The organism is Microbulbifer sp. MLAF003 (genome assembly GCF_030012965.1).
Taxonomy (GTDB): Bacteria; Pseudomonadota; Gammaproteobacteria; order Pseudomonadales; family Cellvibrionaceae; genus Microbulbifer; species Microbulbifer variabilis.
The window spans coordinates 2,638,662-2,654,593 of the sequence record NZ_CP120232.1 but is presented as its reverse complement, the minus strand read 5'-3'; the positions used below and the strand labels follow the sequence as shown (position 1 = coordinate 2,654,593).

The window sequence follows — 15,932 nt, the reverse complement described above, 5'->3', positions numbered from 1 at the left end:
TATTGGGTCTTGGCCATATCGGGTTAGATTACCATTCGACTTGTGCGAGTTACTACAGAACACACATTGGTAACTTTTCGTGACGTTACTTTGTACACAATTTCCCACATTAACCTGTCTTTTCGCACATTCCTTCGCAAAACTGACCAGTCACCAGAAAAAGGTCATATCGGGGTTTTAAATCCGAAAATGCGATCGTAAGATGGCGTGGAATAACAAAAATAATAAACCGAGATCATCACGCTGTATAACAATAAACGCGAGGACGCGATGATGCACGATGTTGGTAGAACCGCAAAAACCCGTCAATTTAATCTATCTATCCTCTCTGGAGCCGTTGCCTTCATTACCGCTGTCAGTGGTAATGTGCAGGCTGCTGAAATTGAAGAGGTAGTAGTTACTGCCCAGAAGCGCGCGGAAAATCTACAGGAAGTTCCAATCGCGATTACCGCTTTTACTGGAGATAATATAAAAGAGTCAGGTGTCAAAAATCTGACTGACCTGGGGAGATATACGCCAGGCGTTGAAATGCACAATGATACTGCGCTGCAGCCTACTTACAGTGTGCGTGGCATCCAAACCAATGACTGGACCGTGGGATCAGATCCCGCTGTTGCTGTTTATGTGGACGGAGTTTATACCGGTCGTGGAGCTGGTGCCGAAATACCCCTAACCGATATCGAGAGGGTTGAAGTACTTAAAGGGCCACAGGGTACTTTATTTGGTCGCAATGCAACCGGCGGTGCGATCCATATCATCACCACTAAGCCGCAGGCAGATGACTCCACACAATTGAGTCTCACTGCAGGTAATTATGGGCGCCAGTCATCGGACTTACTGGTGAACCGCCAATTTACAGATAATCTGTATGGGCGCTTTTCTGCGTCGACCAATCGCCGAGATCCTTTTGCAGACAACTTAGCTGGCGGCTTCTCCGTAGGTGACCAGGATACCCAGACCTACCGGGCTTCTGTGTTATGGGAGCCTACTCAAGATACTGAAGTGTTGTGGCGTGCTGACTATGGCGTGATGGATCAGGGCAGTGCTTTACGTACGACTATAGTGCCCAGTCTACAGGGTGAAACAGACGTATTTGGCGATTTTGCCCTGGATACACCAACTATTGAGGATCGTGACTCTTTTGGTACCTCGCTGACAGTCACAAGCGATTTCGACAACTTCACTTTTACTTCGATCACAGCATATCGTGAATTCGATGCGCACCTCCAGCAGGACGAAGATGGCACTGCAAACCCGGATTATATGTTTGGCTCGGCCAATACGGACGATCAGAGCCAGTTCTCCCAGGAATTCAGGTTGAATGGAGCCACAGACAACATTAAGTGGACTTTGGGTGCTTCTTATTCCCAGGAGGAGGTAGACCATACAACTTATGCTTACTTCACCACCGGTTCAGTAGAATCCTTTGCTGTGTATGAGGGCGTTAAGGCCGCTTATCCTGACCTCACTCAAACAGAGCAAGAGGATATGGCGGTTATTACACGTCAACTTCTTCAGCAAGCTGGTCGTGAAGGTGTTGCCAGTGCCACTTTTGTGTATGACTTGATGCTCCAAACTGGGCAAGTAGATGCTTTACTTGCCGCCCTAGGGGCACCGAGTACGGTAACGGGAAGTATGCTGCAGGCTGATGCCGTAGTGGCGCAAATGATGGCTGGCTTTCAGCCTTGGGTTGCTTCAGATACGCCATGGAATGAGAGTGTTCGTAACACGGGGGATTATCGCTCAAGTGCCATATATGGAGATATGACTTGGAGTATCACCGACAAAATGGACCTTACGGTAGGTGCACGTTATACCTACGATCAAAAGGATTTCACGATTGAAACAGCCTATGGCAACAGTATTCCACTGTCACTTTCTGGTGGGCCAGTGCCCCTAGTCGATGGTGATGGAAATGTTATCGATGTAATCACGTTCCCAGAAATAGACCTGGGGTCTCAGCTATTTGGTATCGCCTTCTTTAATAATGGCCAGCCAGTTCTAGACTCCAAGTTGAGTGATAGCTGGAGTGATATTTCCGGGCGTATCGTGCTGGATTATCGTTGGACTGAGGAGATGATGACCTATATCTCTCTGGCTGATGGCTTTAAGGCCGGTGGGTTTAACAGCCTCAATTTTGGACCGGGCGTTGAACCCTCTTTTGATCAGGAGGATGTTGTTAACCTGGAGGTGGGTCTTAAGAGCAGCCTGTTTGACAATCGGGTACGCCTGAATGCCTCACTGTATAGCTATGAATACAAAAACTTACAGGAACTGGACCTGGTCGGCACTCCCATTCCCAGTTATAACCTGAGGAACTCCGATGCGGAGGGTACAGGTGCTGAGATAGAAGTGCAGTGGGCTGCGACAGACAACCTGTTCATTGCCGGTAATTACTCTTACTTGGATACCGAATTCACTGATTATCAAATCATCGAGGCTATTGGTGAAACGGAAGAAGACTCAAAAGTGGGTCAGGCAAGGGTTTCCACTCCAGAGAATAAATTTAATCTAATGGCAGAGTACACCGTAAACCTTGCCAGCGGAGGAGAATTTATTTTCCGTGGTGATTACAACTGGACCGATGAGCGGATTGGTTCGATTACTGATCGCACTCGTATCGTTGATGATTACCAGTTGTTTAACTTGCGAGCCGCCTGGAATAGTGCTTCCGATAATTATTCTGTAGCTCTCTGGGTACAGAACCTTACTGATGAGGAGATTGCTGGAGGCTATGGCGGCACAGGTGCGGCCATTGGCGCCAGTCCAGCGTGGCGATTTATGCCGAGAATGTATGGGGCTGATTTCACTGCACGATTTTAATTGAATATTTAATGTTAACATGATGAGAGTGCGGGCCGGTTTTACCGGCCCTTTTTTTGCATAGTTCTGTTTCTGTAAACAAACTGGCGTGATTTTATTCATGTAGGCCTGCAAGCTCGTGGGAATGCACCTAAAACTGCGTATGATGATTTCAATAGAACAGAAATGTGGTGTAACCGATTATTGATATGGCAATTTTTGCAGGCGAAGTATCTTTAGAAGAAGTACAGCAGCAAATTCTTACAGCATATCGAAGAGTTCGGGGGAGACAGAGCGTCTTGCTGAGCCTTTGTCCGCTGAGGATATGCAGCTCCAATCCATGCCGGATGCCAGCCCTACAAAGTGGCATTTGGCCCATACCAGTTGGTTTTTTGAGACCTTTGTGCTTAATTCCCGCCTACCGGGATACAGGACTTTCGATCAACACTTTCATCATCTTTTTAACTCCTATTACAACAGCTTGGGAACACCATTCACGCGATCGCAGCGCGGCTTGATTTCCCGTCCGGATATTGATCGAGTTTACGCCTATCGCAAGTCTGTAGATACTGGGATTGAGAAGCTGTTAAAAGATTCCCCGTGCTCATCAAACTTGGCGTCACTCATAGCTCTGGGCCTCAATCATGAGCAGCAGCATCAGGAGCTTTTACTAACAGATATTAAGCACGCTCTGTCGCTGAATCCTTTGGCTCCTGCTTATAGTGATGGGATACCGGAAGAGGAATCTGCAACTGCTGAGCCACTGCGCTGGTTGGAGATTCCAGGTGGCTGCTATGGCATTGGTAGTGAGGGTGAGGACTTTTTCTTTGATAACGAGGGTCCTGCCCATCAGCAGCTTGTACAGGAATTTTCCATAGCATCCCGCCTGGTAACTAATGGAGAATACCTCGCATTTATTGAAGATGGTGGTTATCAGCAACATCGCTTGTGGTTGTCGGACGGCTGGGCTTTGGTTCAACAAAATCAGCACAGACATCCTTTGTATTGGAGGGAAACTGAGAACGGTTGGCAACAGTTTAGCTTACACGGATTACAGCCGTTGAATGAGGCAGAGCCTGTACATCATTTGTCGTTCTATGAGGCTGATGCTTTTGCCACATGGGCCGGTAAGCGCCTACCCACAGAATTTGAGTGGGAGGCTGCTGCTTGTCACTTGCGCCAGCTTGATCAACTGGCTACTGCCAATCTGCTGGAAAAACGCTTCCTCAAACCTCTGCCTGCCCGTCGAGGGCAAACCCAATTCCTGGGGGATCTATGGGAGTGGACTTCCAGCTCCTACCTGCCGTATCACGGTTTTAAGGCTCGTGAAGATGCTGTAGGTGAATATAACGGCAAGTTTATGTGTAATCAGAAAGTTCTTCGAGGCGGTTCATTTGCTACGCCATCGGATCATATCAGAATCAGCTATAGAAATTTCTTTTATCCACATCAAGCGTGGCAATTTACCGGGGTCCGTTTAGCAGGAGACTAAATGTGAAAGCAGCCTTATCGTCCGTTCCAGAAAAGCAGCAACAGGATAGCGAATTTCTCAGGGATGTTCTGGAGGGGTTGGGAGGAAAAAGAAAAACATTGCCCTGTAAGTATTTGTATGACGAAGTAGGCTCTCGCCTTTTCGAGGAGATCTGTGAGGTTTCGGATTATTACCTGACCCGTACAGAGGCAAGTATATTTGCCACTAATCTTAAGGATATAGCCGATAAAATTGGACCTGAAGCGCTGCTAATCGAACCCGGTGCAGGTAATTGTGAAAAAATCGAAGCACTACTTGCTCAATTGGAATCCCCAAAAGGTTACTACCCGATTGATATATCCCCAGAGATACTTCTAAATGCTGAGCGTAGAATCAAGGCGAATCAACCCGAGATGCAAGTCTGGAGTGCGGTTGGTGATTTCACTCAGCCGGATGTATGGGACCAGTTAACCCAGCTTCCCTCTCGCAAGAGAGTCGTCTTCTTCCCTGGGTCAACAATTGGTAACTTCGAGCCGGATAAGGCTGAGCAGCTACTGGAACTATTTGCTGCGAACTTAGGAGCCGGTGATGGGTTGCTTATTGGTACTGATTTGGTCAAGGATTCGGTGAGGCTTGAGCGAGCCTACCATGACAGCGAACATGTTACCGAGAGGTTCAATAAAAACCTTCTAAATCGTATCAATACAGAGCTTGAGGCAGATTTTGACCTTTCCCTGTTTGCCCACCGTGCTTTCTACCACCAACTTCGCAAACGGGTTGAAATGCACTTAGTTAGCCTGAAGGATCACAGTGTATCAGTAGCTGGAACGCGTGTGGACTTTTCCGAGGGGGAAACAATACATACGGAAAATAGCCACAAGTATTCCATCAGTGATTTTAACCAGCTGCTTGCCAGGGGTGGATTCAGGCCAATCTGTCACTGGAAAGATGCTGCTGCATCTTATGCGATTCACTATGCCCAGGCCATTTAACGTTCTGGTAAAGGTTTTTTCATTATTTGTAGTAACAGCCCTCTTTGTCAGTGCTGCTATCGCTGAGCAGGACGATGATAAAATCATCGTCTATAAGCATCCGCTCTGCTTTTGCTGCAAAAAGTGGGTTAGCCATCTGAGAGAGAATCAATTGCAGGCATCATCTGTCTTCAAAGTAGATATGCAAGCAGTAAAAAAGCAATGGGGAGTACCCAAAGGTATGGAGGGGTGTCATACGGCTGTGTGGCAAGGGCGGTATGTATTCGAGGGGCATGTGCCCGCGCAATTCATACAAAAGTTCCTGGCATCGCCCCCTAAAGATAGTGTTGGCCTGATGGTGCCGGGGATGCCGATAGGCAGCCCCGGTATGGAAGCCAAAGATAAATTTGAGCCTTACAACATCTACTTGTTGTTGCAAGATGGGGATTATCGGCTCTATGCGCGCATAGAGGACCCGAGAGCTATTCAGTTAATGGATAGTAAACCTGCAGAATAAATGTCTAGATGTTTTTCCTTGGTTGTTTAAAGCCTTTCCAGATATTTAATATAATTATTTTATTGCAGCTTACTTTATTTGGATGCGTACCATAGAATCCAAAAATAGCTAATCAGTACACTGGAAATGCTCACCGGCAGCATTAAGAAGAAGAACTGCCAAAAGTTAAATGCCTTGATGCCAAATTTCTCAGCCTGTTGCAGCACAATAATATTACTTGCGGCACTGATGATAAATAGATTGCCAGCTACAGTGGAAATTGCAGAAAGTATCATTAGTGTTTGGGTTTCATGTTTGTGCAATAAATTGAGGTATATCTCAACTACAGGTACATTGGAAAACAATTGGCTGGCAAAAAAGCAAACAAAAGCAACAGTTTCTGGTTCAGCCAGATTGATGCCGCTTTCTTTAAGGAAAAACTGTAGTGACCCTGATTTTAAAAGAGAGCCTGTAACCACAAACATCGAAATAAAGAAGAAGAGGGTGGGCCAGTCGACTTCGCGTAAGATTTGCCGTCTTTTCCTGCTGGTTATGTAAATAGGTAGGCATGCAGCCAATCCGATCTGGCCTATAGAGGGGTGGTAAATGCCTTCCACATTATGCAGTACACTTCCCAAAATAATAAATACTAATAGCAGCACAGCAGATAATAGAGCGGGCCACTTTTGAGTGATCTTATTCTCCTCCCGGTATTTCCTGCTTGCCTCATAGTTGGCGATATCACTGGTTCTAAGAAAGCGTTTAAGCCATAGCATAGAGGTTAACAGGGTTATAACTGCAGGGATCAATATCCATTGGGCAAAGACAATAAACATATTGTCGAAATTACCCGCACCGGCAATCAGTATATTTTGTGGATTTCCTACTGGCGAGATCATACTGCCAATCGTTACCGTAGCACATAGAATAATAAGCAGTGGAATCAACCCCCAGTTCATATTGCGTGCCAGCATAATTGCAATAGGAACACCGATCACTGCGGCTGCGTCGTTAGTGAGTATTGCTGCACATATCGCCATGGTGATGACATAAGCTGCTAGCACCATATTGGGACTCTGAAAAGACAGGATACGCTTGCTGATTTGGGTGGATATTCCGGTGTCGTACAAAGCGGAGGCAATTGAAAAAACTGAAAACAGGTAAAGAATAAGATCCCAATCTATGGCAAAAAAAGCTTCCCGTAAGGTGATTTGCCGCATCAATAGCAGTGCTACAGCGCCAAGGGTCATGATATGCCAAATGCGAATAATAGATGGAAGCCACTGACGTGCGGCAATCAATAGAAAAATGATTGCTGAGACAAAGAGGCTTATCGACATGAGTACGGGTCCGGGCTTAGCCCCTTATAGTTGCTACGCTGGAGTCGATGCTCGCCATTTCCGACAGTTCCAAAGCACCAGTCCAGGCGAAAGATTTATAAATAAGACTTAATTATGAGTTTAAACAAACCTCTTCTCTTTACGAATTTCTTCGCAGGAGATGTGGTTGCTGGTTATTTGCTTTCTGCCATACATTGGAAGGCTGATGAAACAGGTATTGTCCTAGAGATAGGCGGGATTACCATTGTACTTCTACAAACACCTGCTGGTGCTTTTATTGATAGCACTCGTTTCAAGTGTGGACTGATTGCTAGTTGCGGCATAATTATTACTGCTGTGTCAGTTTTAATTGTCATGTTGATCAGCCGTAAACCGATTATTTACACGTCCCAGATTTTGATGGGAGTCGCGATAGCTTTTGTTGCGCGCTCAACTGTGGCGATTACTTTGGGGGTTTGCACAGAAAAGACATTTGCCCTGCAAACCAGGCGGCCAATCATGCTGGTAATATTTGCGCTGCTGCAACTGCAGCTGTATAGGCATCGCCGCTGGCGCAGCTATTTTTTTGTAATTTTTGTTCCAGAAACCATGCGCAAATCAGCTAAGTGCTAGTGGGTGAATGACAGCCTTAACCTCATAGATTGTCTCAATGGTAGCCGAGTCTTGACGCGCAACACCACTCCTCAAGCAGTCGTCGGTAGTTATATACTGAAAGTACCCGTATAACCTTTGTACGATACCCAAGGCGCTCAAGGCCTGATCTGATGTCGGAGGCGGTGAATTCCCGCCAGGGCCAGGGTTAGCCACTATGGATAGTGAGTTAAAAGTGTGTGGGGGATTCATTCCGCCAGTTGGACCTGATGTATGACTGAAAAGTTTACGCCTGCAACAGGCCTTGGGAACTGCCACCTTCAAACTGTATTTGGCCGCCTGCACCGGCCTTCCCCGTGGATTAATACCAGCCGTCGCTGGTATGAAACCCCTGATGGCGACTGCCTCGCTATGCACTATCCTCGTCCACTGGTGGATGATCCAGATCTTCCTTTGGTTCTGATACTCCACGGCCTGGAGGGGTCAGTAGCCTCTCCTTATGTGCAGGGGCTGATGCAATCTTTGTTGGAGCGGCACTACCAGGTAGCGGTAATGCACTTTCGCGGTTGTGGAGGTATTCCTAATCGATTGCCTCGAGCCTATCACAGTGGTGATAGTGAAGATCCTCGTTGGATGGTAGAGCAGCTGAGAGGGCAGTTGCCATCTACCCCGATTCTTGTGGTCGGTTATTCACTTGGTGGTAATGTGTTGCTGAAGATGCTGGGGGAGGACGGTATCTGCAGTCCGGTGGTAGGTGCAGTAGCTGTATCTTCCCCAATGGATCTACATGCGTGTAGCCGCAGAATCAACACTGGCCTATCCAAGCTCTACCAGCGGCACTTGCTCAGTTGTCTGCGCCTCACTCTTAAGCAAAAGGCGGAAGACCCTGGTATGGCAGCTGCTTTACCCAATTTGGACGATGCTACTTACTTTGTGAACTTTCGCCGGTTTGACAATACATTTACCGCACCCCTACATGGCTTCCGTGATGTCGATGACTATTACACCCGAGCTTCCAGCAAACGGCTGCTCAAAGAAATCCGGGTGCCAACAATGATTATTAATGCTGTAGACGACCCATTTGTGTGTCCGACTGCAATCCCACAGCAGGGTGAAGTCAGTGCGATGGTCAATCTTGAAATCAGTGAGCACGGTGGGCATGTAGGGTTTGTCGGTGGGACACTATGGAATCCGAATTATTGGCTGGAGCAAAAAATTCCCGCCTTTTTGGACTCTGCCCTAGGGCGTGGCAGATCTGGCTAAGGTTGCCGGCCCCTATTCATTTTTAGATGTTTAGGAATACCGGCCAAATTCGGATTAGCGAATTAAGTACCCCTAGCAGCATTGTCCCTTGTTTTCGTTGCTTTGCAGCGCACGAGTAGAAAATGGCATCTCACGGCCACAGCCGGGAAATAGGCCGAAATGTTGGGAAAAGTCGCCAATATACTCAAAGTGGGGTGCCATTCGCGTCTCTGCCAGCATTCTCCATGTATTTCCACAGACAGGGAAAACACGGCCTTTCTCAATTACGTGATGCCCATCCAAGATAAATTCGTGTGGGCAACTTGGGATGGTGCCTTTGTATACAACTGCTTGGCCATAGTCTTCACAATCCTTTTCCAGCTGCGCCAGCTTGAACAGACGGTAGGTTGCGGAATAAAAGCGCACAGAACCACAGCGTGCGGAGAGGGTCGTATTTGTAACCTCCAGCGGGCGGCTTTCCATCAAGCGACTATCGCGAAATCCACTGCTTTGTGCCAGTTCCAGGAAGTCATTCCAGTAGAGGGCGCCACCGAGACACTCTCCCACTAGCTCGGGATCGGTGCGCAGGGTGTCTGGTACACGGCGGTCTGCGTAGACGTCGGAAAAATAAAACTCCCCGCCATCCTTGAGTAGCCGGTGGAGGCCGCGCAGTACGGCTCCTTTATCAGTGGACAGGTTCACAACACAGTTCGACACAATCACATCAAAACTGCCGGGCTCCAGATTAAGGTTTTCTAACTGCTCAATGTAACCATGCAGGAAGGTGACGTTGTCATAGCCAAATTTCTCCGAGTGGTAACTCTGGTGTTCGCGGGCAATTTGTAGTTGCTCATCAGTCATATCGACACCGACTACTTCGCCGCTTGGTCCAACCAATTGAGATAGTAGGTAGATATCGCGGCCGGAACCGCAGCCCAGGTCCAGCACCCGGCATCCCTCCAGCAGGGGTGGGCACACAAGCCCACAACCGTAATAGCGGGATAGGACCTCCGGGTGAATATTGGCCAGCAAAGGCTTCAACCACTCCGGGACAGCGCTGGCATCGCAGCAGGCATCAGTCTTCAAGTCCGATGAGCTTTTCAGTTGACGTCCGTAGTAGTCCTGTACAATGTCGTGCATCGGTTTTTTACCTTTCGCAGAGTTGCTTTCCTATATGGCACCAAAGCGCCTTCGCTGGGATCTTTTTACCTGTGTAAGAAGTCTGTAACAAGTGCAGGATTCGCGCGACCAAGTATTAGTAACTGGCAAACGGTTAAAGTTGCCTTTTGATGTCAGTGGGAGCTGGTTGTTAGATAATCTCTGCTTTTTGGTTAATATCCCCAGTTTCCGCGTTGACATTATGAGGGAACGTAATTGAGCGATTACCTTGTCCCGGGCGCCTCCACAGAAGAAGGTGCTGAAGACTCCCTGCAAAATTCACAGTTTCTTGTGGATTTGCGCCAGCAAATGCTTCGTTTTGCCAGTTTGCAGCTGCAGGATACCCAGCTAGCTGAAGATGCTGTACAGGAGGCCCTGATGGGGGCCCTGAAAAACTCTCGCAGTTTTAATGGCCGTTCAGCACTCAAGACCTGGGTTTTTGCCATCTTGAAAAACAAGATCGCCGATGTACTACGCCAGCGTCAGCGCTTTGTGGATGCAGACCAGCTTGTGCACGGCGACAGGGAGGAACATGATCATGATGAGTTATTCGATCAGACAGGTCACTGGCAGAAGGATGAGCGCCCCAAGAAGTGGGCTGATCCCGAGTCGGCGATTCACGATAAGCATTTCTGGCGAATCTTTGAAGCCTGCCTTAATTACCTGCCATCCCGCCAGGCCCAGCTATTTATGATGCGCGAGTTCATAGAGCTGGAAAGCCACGAGATTTGTGCCGCTGCCGAAGTGTCGGTGAGCAACTTGAATGTGACATTGCACCGAGCGCGCCTGCGCTTGCGTGAATGTCTGGAAGATCACTGGTTTGGCGTGGAGGGGTGAGCTGATGAAATCGTGCCGGGAAGCTACACGCCTGATGTCCGAATCCCAAGAGCGAAACCTGAATTTACGCGAGCAGGCGAGCCTAAAATTACACTTGGCAATGTGTGCGCCTTGCAGGAATTTTGGCAAGCAAATGCAAGTTCTTCGTCGTATTAGCAAATCTTATGCTGAAGGCGGGCCGGAGAAATCGGAAGATTAGCCCCACCATATGTTTATGGTGGGGCCCTTCCAAACTACCTGACAATTGCCCGCCTTGGGGGTGGTACATGTCGGTAGGCTATATGACCAGCCACAAAATGGGGCTGATACCAGTAGGCCCCGCAGTGCTCATAGGTCACATTACCAATTGTCACCCTTACACAGCTGGGTGGTAATGTGTACAGCCAGCCGCCTACTCCAACCGCAGTCACACCCCAATATGCCGGCCCTGGGTAGGGCCAGTGACGTGGCCGCCAGGGTGGAGGATAGGGCCGGTGATGAGGGTGTATCGGGCGTACTGGGTGAAATGGTGGATGATTGGGAAACCTGCGCTCAAATTCCCCGGCCCTGAAATCGCCGTGAAAGCGACCTTCAGGCATTGGTCTAAAGGCATTGAAATGCCCACCTACATTAAAATGAGCCCCAGCCCCACCATAGTGACCGCGCGCCTCTACTGGGGTGCTGAGTACCGACATGAACAACCCGCCCGATAGGAGTAGCAGTGCCGCCAGCCTCGCAAAGTTAACACTGATCATTGTGCACCCTCCATTTGCTTATTTGTCTCCGCCTTCTTCAGTGGGATCTTCTTAAGTTTCTCCGTAGCTGGCTTATACTTGCCTGTTGCCCCAGGCTTGGCCTCCATCCACTTTAAAGTGGCGAGGAAACGGGGCTTGGATGGGTCCCGGGTATTCACTGTGGAGATACGCAGGGGTAGAGGCTGATCTCCAACCTTTATCCAGATTTCCCAATCGAGGTTCTCCGACCGAAAAGCCCAGTGTTTGGTGCGCTGGCCATTTACCATAGGTGAGTTCACCAGAAATCCCTCTTTGATTCCGGCCCAGGCATCTGGCTTGCGTCCCCACTCAAGTAAATCGGCGAATGGTATTTCAATGCCGTAGTCCTTGGCTGCCTGGGTGAGCACCTCCGGTGTCGGTTGGGAGGCCTCTATTTCGGCAAAATAGCCATTACGAGGAGCCAGCATCGTGAACTTATTGTCGCTATGGAAGAATTGACGGGTTATTGAATCGGTGGTCAGGTCGACACGTAACTGATCGGGAGGTGTCGCCATATACATGACTTTACCGCCAATTAAGAGCTTCTGCTTATTATCCAGTACCACTTCAGTGAATATGCGGGCATTGAACATCAGCGTTTTCATACTTGCCAGGTATTTCCCCATTTGCTGCAAAGCCTCCATGGCTTTGGGGTCAATCGATTGGTTGGACTCGGCACTCTCCATTTGATTGGTTGGTGTCTGTGGCGAGTCTTTCTGACCTGGTGGCGGAGAGGGCTTGGGCACCGAGCCATTGGGTTCGGTTGTTTGGCTCTGGCTCTCTGCAGTTTCTGATGGCGGGGGGAGAGGGCTGGGCGGTTGCGGCAGGAACAGATATTACCAGCACTGCAAGGATCAGGGCACGAGTTAGGCCACCTAAAGGTTTCGGAGCGAGCATTTACCGGTACCTCTCAAGTCATACTCATGGCATTTAAATCAGTGTAGAGGACTTACCGGGTGGCGCAGAAAGGTGTGCTATGAGGCTGACAGGTGCAGGAGTAGCAGTGGCCTAATATGAAAAAACGTACCAGTCAGTTTGATGGGCAGCTTTAATAAAGTGACCCATTAGGCATTTTATCCTTAAAAATGAATAGCTTGGGACGAGCCTATTTGAGCTATCCTGACTTGTTTGCTAGAGTCGAGCGTAAGATTATCCAGTTTCTTTATGTCCATGAATGTTGTTCGACTGTCTTTTTTGCTGATTGCACTGCTGGTCTTCCAGACCGCAGGTGCTTTCTATGACAGTCACGATGAACTCCAGGATATCGCCAGTCACCTGCCTCTTCATCATAATGTGGACCATGAAGAGGCCTCAGGGAAGATTCCATTTCCCAGTGCTCCAAGCAACCCCGCTCTTGATAGAGATACCCTGGTATCTCAAGCTGGGGAAGAGCCTGACCAATCTGCTCCGCTGCTGGATTTTTGTAATCACTGTTGCCACTGCCATGGGAGCTCTATCACCGGGCTACTTGGCCAGGCATTCCAATCAATTTTAACGGGCAGTATCACATACCGGGAGTTGGCAAGCGCCGCGGTTCCCAGTGGTTACTTCTCACCTTTACTACGCCCACCTATAACCCAAGTCTGACCTTTCTATTGCTGCGCGAGTAAAGAGAGTCGAAAGACCCAACTCGCGTGTACGAGATGTGACTTGGGAGATATCCATGGATTTGTTTCACACGCTCATTGCGAGTGTGGTTTGTCGCCGTGCCGCCTGGCCATTGGCGGTGGCGATATTGTGTTTACCTACGCAGTCAGTATTTGCGCAGAAGGGGGAGTTGCTGACACTACCAAATGCGGTTGGGCTTACGCTCGCGCAGAACCCAGAACTTGCAATTTTTCCATTACAAAAAAGAGGGCTGGACGGTGCCGGGCAGACCGCAGCCCTAAAACCGGAGATGGAGCTGGGTGTCGAGACTGAGTACAAGCACTTCAATAATGGTGACTCGGATAATGCCCCAGATCCGGAAGACGATGCTGACAATGAGTTTGAACTGACGGTAACTCTCTCTTCTGTTGTGGAGCTGGGGAATAAGCGGCAGGCTCGAATAGATGTTGTCAATGCGCAGCGGGACCTGCTCATCGCTGATGAGCAGGCGATGGCCTTAGATCTGCTGGCGGAAGTTATCCGCCGCTATGCCCAGGTATTGGCTGCTCAGGAACTGGTGGTATTGGCGGAAGAGAAAGTCTCGCTTGCACGTGAGGCATTGAGTGCCGTTAGTGCGCGGGTCAGCGCTGCGGCCAGTCCTGTGTCAGAGCGAATGCGTGCGGAGTCCTCCCTGGAAAAAGCCATCCTCGCCGAACAGACCGATCAAAGCATGTTGGTGTATTACAAACATGCACTCTCGGCGCTATGGGGGCAGCCGACCCAGAACTATTGGGTGGATTCCGCCGAGCTTTATCGCTTTGAGCCGGGTGCCAGTTTTGAAGTGTTGTATGAAAGAGCCCAGGAAAACCCTGCGATTGCGCGCTTTGCCTCTGAAGAGCGTTTGCAGGCTTCAAGGCTACGGTTGACCCAGACTAACTCAAGGCCGGATGTTGGTTGGTATGCTGGCCTTCGTGTGAATCCGGCAGTGAACGAAACTGCTGTCCTGGCAGGCTTCAACGTTCCACTTTTAACAGCCAAGCGCAACCGTGGTGCCGAACTAGAGGCAGTGGCAGAGCTAGATCAAGTCATGCTGCGCCGTGAGGCTGCCCTGTTGCAGCTCTATCCTCAGCTTTTTCTTGCCGTGACCAGCCGTGAACAGGCTCTCGGCACTGTCTCCACATTGCAGGACTTTATTATTCCCAAACTTCGCCAGGCTTTGAATGAAGTGGATCGCGCTTACCGTCGCGGTAGGGATTCTTATGTAGACCTTATTTCCGCAAGAGAAGAATTGCTAAATGCCAAGCGTGCGCGAATTGAAGCAGCGCGATCTGTACTTCTTTTTGGCGCAGAGATCGAACAATTGACCGCCAGGCCCCTGGGGCCCATGGGCGCCGATAGCAGTAAATAATTTTGGATTGAGAAATGAGTAAATCAACTTATGTGATTCGGTTGGCAATACTATTCTTTTCCCTCATTTTTTCGGGGGTTTGGCTGGTATCCCAAAGCTATGCAAGCGGCAGTCATGGTGATAGCCATGGAGGACACGAAGAGCACGAAGAAGCAAAAGGCCCAAACGGAGGCCGATTATTAGAAAAGGGCGATCTCACAGTAGAGCTCCTGATTTACGAAAGCGGTGTTCATCCGGAATTCCGTGCTTGGGTTACCCGTAATGGTAACTCTCTGGAAAATGCCAGCCTTTCCGTTGAGCTGGAAAGGCTTGGCGGCCAAGTGGATCAAATCTCTTTTAGCTGGGACTCCAACACAGCGTTCTATCGTGGTGAGGGTATGGTAAAAGAACCGCACTCTTTCGATGTTTTAGTTTCTGTTTTCCTCAATGGTGAGCGTACCGAGTGGAAATATGAATCCCATGAAGGCCGCGTACAGATCTCTGAGCAAATAGCAAAAAAGGCTGGTATTAAAACCGCAGTTGCTGGTCCAGGCTCTATTAAAGAAAGCGTCACCTTATATGGTAAAACTGCGATTGATCATCGTAGCCTAAGCCATGTGCGGGCCCGCTATCCGGGAACCGTAATTACCATAAAAAAAGCGCTTGGTGACTTGGTAGAGAAAGGGGAAGAACTCGCTACTATCGAATCCAATGATAGCTTACAAACTTATCCATTGGTTGCACCGATTAGTGGCCAGATTATCGACAAGCAGGCCAGCCGCGGTGAATTCAGTGGTGAGCGAGTGCTGTTTACCATAGCAAACTATGATCAACTGTGGGCCGAGCTCCAGGTGTTTCCCACTCGTCGCGGCCAGATTAGCCGTGGCCAGAAAGTTTCCATTACTGCTGGTGACCGCACTTTCGAGTCAACGATTACCAGTCTTGCTCCCGGTGGTAATGGCCAGCCCTTCGCGATTGCAAGGGCAGTGATTGAAAACTCAAATGATCTCTGGACAACAGATCTGATGGTGCAGGGGCAAGTTGTAACCAGTGAAAATCCTGTGCCTCTAGTGGTTGAAAACCAGGCCTTGCAGCCTTTGCGCAATTGGACAGTGGTATTTGTCAAAGTAGGGCAAGCCTACGAAGTTCGTCCGCTCAAGCTTGGACGTACGGATGGCAAGGTGACAGAGGTGCTGAGTGGCCTCAATGTGGGTGATCGCTATGTCACGGAGAACAGCTACCTGATTAAAGCGGATATCGAAAAATCCGGTGCTGCGCATAACCACTAATTGAGGCGA

General features: G+C 49.0%; 15 protein-coding genes. 12 read left to right on the top strand and 3 right to left on the bottom strand.

Annotated elements, in window-relative coordinates; genetic code table 11:
* The first annotated feature begins 270 nt into the window (after nucleotides 1-270).
* The 4 genes from P3339_RS12660 (at nucleotide 271) to P3339_RS12645 (ending at nucleotide 5,761) form a co-directional block, all read left to right on the top strand.
* Nucleotides 271-2,823 carry a TonB-dependent receptor gene (locus tag P3339_RS12660; protein ID WP_020415275.1) on the top strand — a complete coding sequence of 851 codons (2,553 nt, stop codon included), beginning with the start codon at nucleotides 271-273 and terminating at the stop codon, nucleotides 2,821-2,823.
* A 304-nt stretch (nucleotides 2,824-3,127) separates the two neighbouring features.
* On the top strand, nucleotides 3,128-4,294 hold the full coding sequence (gene egtB / locus P3339_RS12655; protein ID WP_282950713.1) for an ergothioneine biosynthesis protein EgtB: 1,167 nt from the start codon (nucleotides 3,128-3,130) through the stop codon (nucleotides 4,292-4,294).
* Between the two features lie 2 nt (nucleotides 4,295-4,296).
* Nucleotides 4,297-5,265, top strand: coding sequence for an L-histidine N(alpha)-methyltransferase (gene egtD / locus P3339_RS12650; protein ID WP_282950712.1), 969 nt, complete (start codon nucleotides 4,297-4,299; stop codon nucleotides 5,263-5,265).
* Complete coding sequence (locus P3339_RS12645; RefSeq protein WP_020415278.1) at nucleotides 5,249-5,761, top strand: DUF411 domain-containing protein; 513 nt, start codon at nucleotides 5,249-5,251, stop codon at nucleotides 5,759-5,761. Before egtD ends, P3339_RS12645 begins: the two co-directional genes overlap by 17 nt.
* A gap of 74 nt (nucleotides 5,762-5,835) precedes the next feature.
* Here the strand turns inward: P3339_RS12645 and P3339_RS12640 are convergent, their stop codons facing one another.
* The gene (locus P3339_RS12640) at nucleotides 5,836-7,080 is read right to left on the bottom strand and encodes an ArsB/NhaD family transporter (RefSeq protein ID WP_282950711.1); all 1,245 of its coding nucleotides are present in this window, start codon (nucleotides 7,078-7,080) and stop codon (nucleotides 5,836-5,838) included.
* A gap of 114 nt (nucleotides 7,081-7,194) precedes the next feature.
* Here P3339_RS12640 and P3339_RS12635 point away from each other — a divergent pair, with 114 nt between their 5' ends.
* Complete coding sequence (locus tag P3339_RS12635; protein WP_282950710.1) at nucleotides 7,195-7,692, top strand: hypothetical protein; 498 nt, start codon at nucleotides 7,195-7,197, stop codon at nucleotides 7,690-7,692.
* A gap of 252 nt (nucleotides 7,693-7,944) precedes the next feature.
* Entirely contained in the window at nucleotides 7,945-8,934 is a 990-nt protein-coding gene (locus P3339_RS12630) for a hydrolase (RefSeq protein WP_282950709.1), read from the top strand.
* A gap of 72 nt (nucleotides 8,935-9,006) precedes the next feature.
* Here P3339_RS12630 and P3339_RS12625 read toward each other — a convergent pair whose 3' ends face one another.
* Nucleotides 9,007-10,053 (bottom strand): methyltransferase domain-containing protein, encoded by a 1,047-nt coding sequence (locus P3339_RS12625; RefSeq protein WP_282950708.1) that lies wholly within the window; start codon nucleotides 10,051-10,053, stop codon nucleotides 9,007-9,009.
* 234 nt (nucleotides 10,054-10,287) lie between these two features.
* Between P3339_RS12625 and P3339_RS12620 the strand changes: the two genes are divergently transcribed.
* The 3 genes from P3339_RS12620 to P3339_RS12610 all read left to right on the top strand — a co-directional run bounded on the left by P3339_RS12620 (nucleotide 10,288) and on the right by P3339_RS12610 (nucleotide 11,458).
* Nucleotides 10,288-10,908, top strand: a complete 621-nt coding sequence (locus tag P3339_RS12620) for an RNA polymerase factor sigma-70 (RefSeq protein WP_020415282.1) — start codon at nucleotides 10,288-10,290, stop codon at nucleotides 10,906-10,908.
* Between the two features lie 4 nt (nucleotides 10,909-10,912).
* Entirely contained in the window at nucleotides 10,913-11,107 is a 195-nt protein-coding gene (locus P3339_RS12615) for a zf-HC2 domain-containing protein (RefSeq protein WP_282950707.1), read from the top strand.
* Nucleotides 11,108-11,281: 174 nt separating this feature from the next.
* The gene (locus P3339_RS12610; protein WP_282950706.1) at nucleotides 11,282-11,458 is read left to right on the top strand and encodes a hypothetical protein; all 177 of its coding nucleotides are present in this window, start codon (nucleotides 11,282-11,284) and stop codon (nucleotides 11,456-11,458) included.
* A 180-nt stretch (nucleotides 11,459-11,638) separates the two neighbouring features.
* Here the strand turns inward: P3339_RS12610 and P3339_RS12605 are convergent, their stop codons facing one another.
* The gene (locus P3339_RS12605; RefSeq protein WP_282950705.1) at nucleotides 11,639-12,406 is read right to left on the bottom strand and encodes a DUF2092 domain-containing protein; all 768 of its coding nucleotides are present in this window, start codon (nucleotides 12,404-12,406) and stop codon (nucleotides 11,639-11,641) included.
* A gap of 418 nt (nucleotides 12,407-12,824) precedes the next feature.
* On the opposite strand from P3339_RS12605, the gene P3339_RS12600 reads away from it, so the two are divergent.
* The 3 genes from P3339_RS12600 to P3339_RS12590 all read left to right on the top strand — a co-directional run bounded on the left by P3339_RS12600 (nucleotide 12,825) and on the right by P3339_RS12590 (nucleotide 15,923).
* A complete protein-coding gene (locus tag P3339_RS12600; protein ID WP_282950704.1) occupies nucleotides 12,825-13,247 on the top strand; it encodes a hypothetical protein in 423 nt (140 codons plus the stop codon).
* 76 nt (nucleotides 13,248-13,323) lie between these two features.
* Nucleotides 13,324-14,655, top strand: a complete 1,332-nt coding sequence (locus P3339_RS12595; RefSeq protein WP_282950703.1) for a TolC family protein — start codon at nucleotides 13,324-13,326, stop codon at nucleotides 14,653-14,655.
* Between the two features lie 14 nt (nucleotides 14,656-14,669).
* Nucleotides 14,670-15,923, top strand: a complete 1,254-nt coding sequence (locus P3339_RS12590; RefSeq protein WP_282950702.1) for an efflux RND transporter periplasmic adaptor subunit — start codon at nucleotides 14,670-14,672, stop codon at nucleotides 15,921-15,923.
* Nucleotides 15,924-15,932 lie beyond the last annotated feature (9 nt).

Bases quoted from the DNA above. Each gene is read 5' to 3' on its own strand.
- P3339_RS12615 (WP_282950707.1), top strand. From the start codon at position 10,913: ATGAAATCGTGCCGGGAAGCTACACGCCTGATGTCCGAATCCCAAGAG.
- P3339_RS12645 (WP_020415278.1), top strand. From the start codon at position 5,249: ATGCCCAGGCCATTTAACGTTCTGGTAAAGGTTTTTTCATTATTTGTA.
- P3339_RS12595 (WP_282950703.1), top strand. From the start codon at position 13,324: ATGGATTTGTTTCACACGCTCATTGCGAGTGTGGTTTGTCGCCGTGCC.
- P3339_RS12635 (WP_282950710.1), top strand. From the start codon at position 7,195: ATGAGTTTAAACAAACCTCTTCTCTTTACGAATTTCTTCGCAGGAGAT.
- P3339_RS12625 (WP_282950708.1), bottom strand. From the start codon at position 10,053: ATGCACGACATTGTACAGGACTACTACGGACGTCAACTGAAAAGCTCA.
- P3339_RS12600 (WP_282950704.1), top strand. From the start codon at position 12,825: ATGTCCATGAATGTTGTTCGACTGTCTTTTTTGCTGATTGCACTGCTG.
- P3339_RS12590 (WP_282950702.1), top strand. From the start codon at position 14,670: ATGAGTAAATCAACTTATGTGATTCGGTTGGCAATACTATTCTTTTCC.
- P3339_RS12610 (WP_282950706.1), top strand. From the start codon at position 11,282: ATGTGTACAGCCAGCCGCCTACTCCAACCGCAGTCACACCCCAATATG.
- P3339_RS12640 (WP_282950711.1), bottom strand. From the start codon at position 7,080: ATGTCGATAAGCCTCTTTGTCTCAGCAATCATTTTTCTATTGATTGCC.
- egtB (WP_282950713.1), top strand. From the start codon at position 3,128: ATGCAGCTCCAATCCATGCCGGATGCCAGCCCTACAAAGTGGCATTTG.
- P3339_RS12630 (WP_282950709.1), top strand. From the start codon at position 7,945: ATGACTGAAAAGTTTACGCCTGCAACAGGCCTTGGGAACTGCCACCTT.
- P3339_RS12660 (WP_020415275.1), top strand. From the start codon at position 271: ATGATGCACGATGTTGGTAGAACCGCAAAAACCCGTCAATTTAATCTA.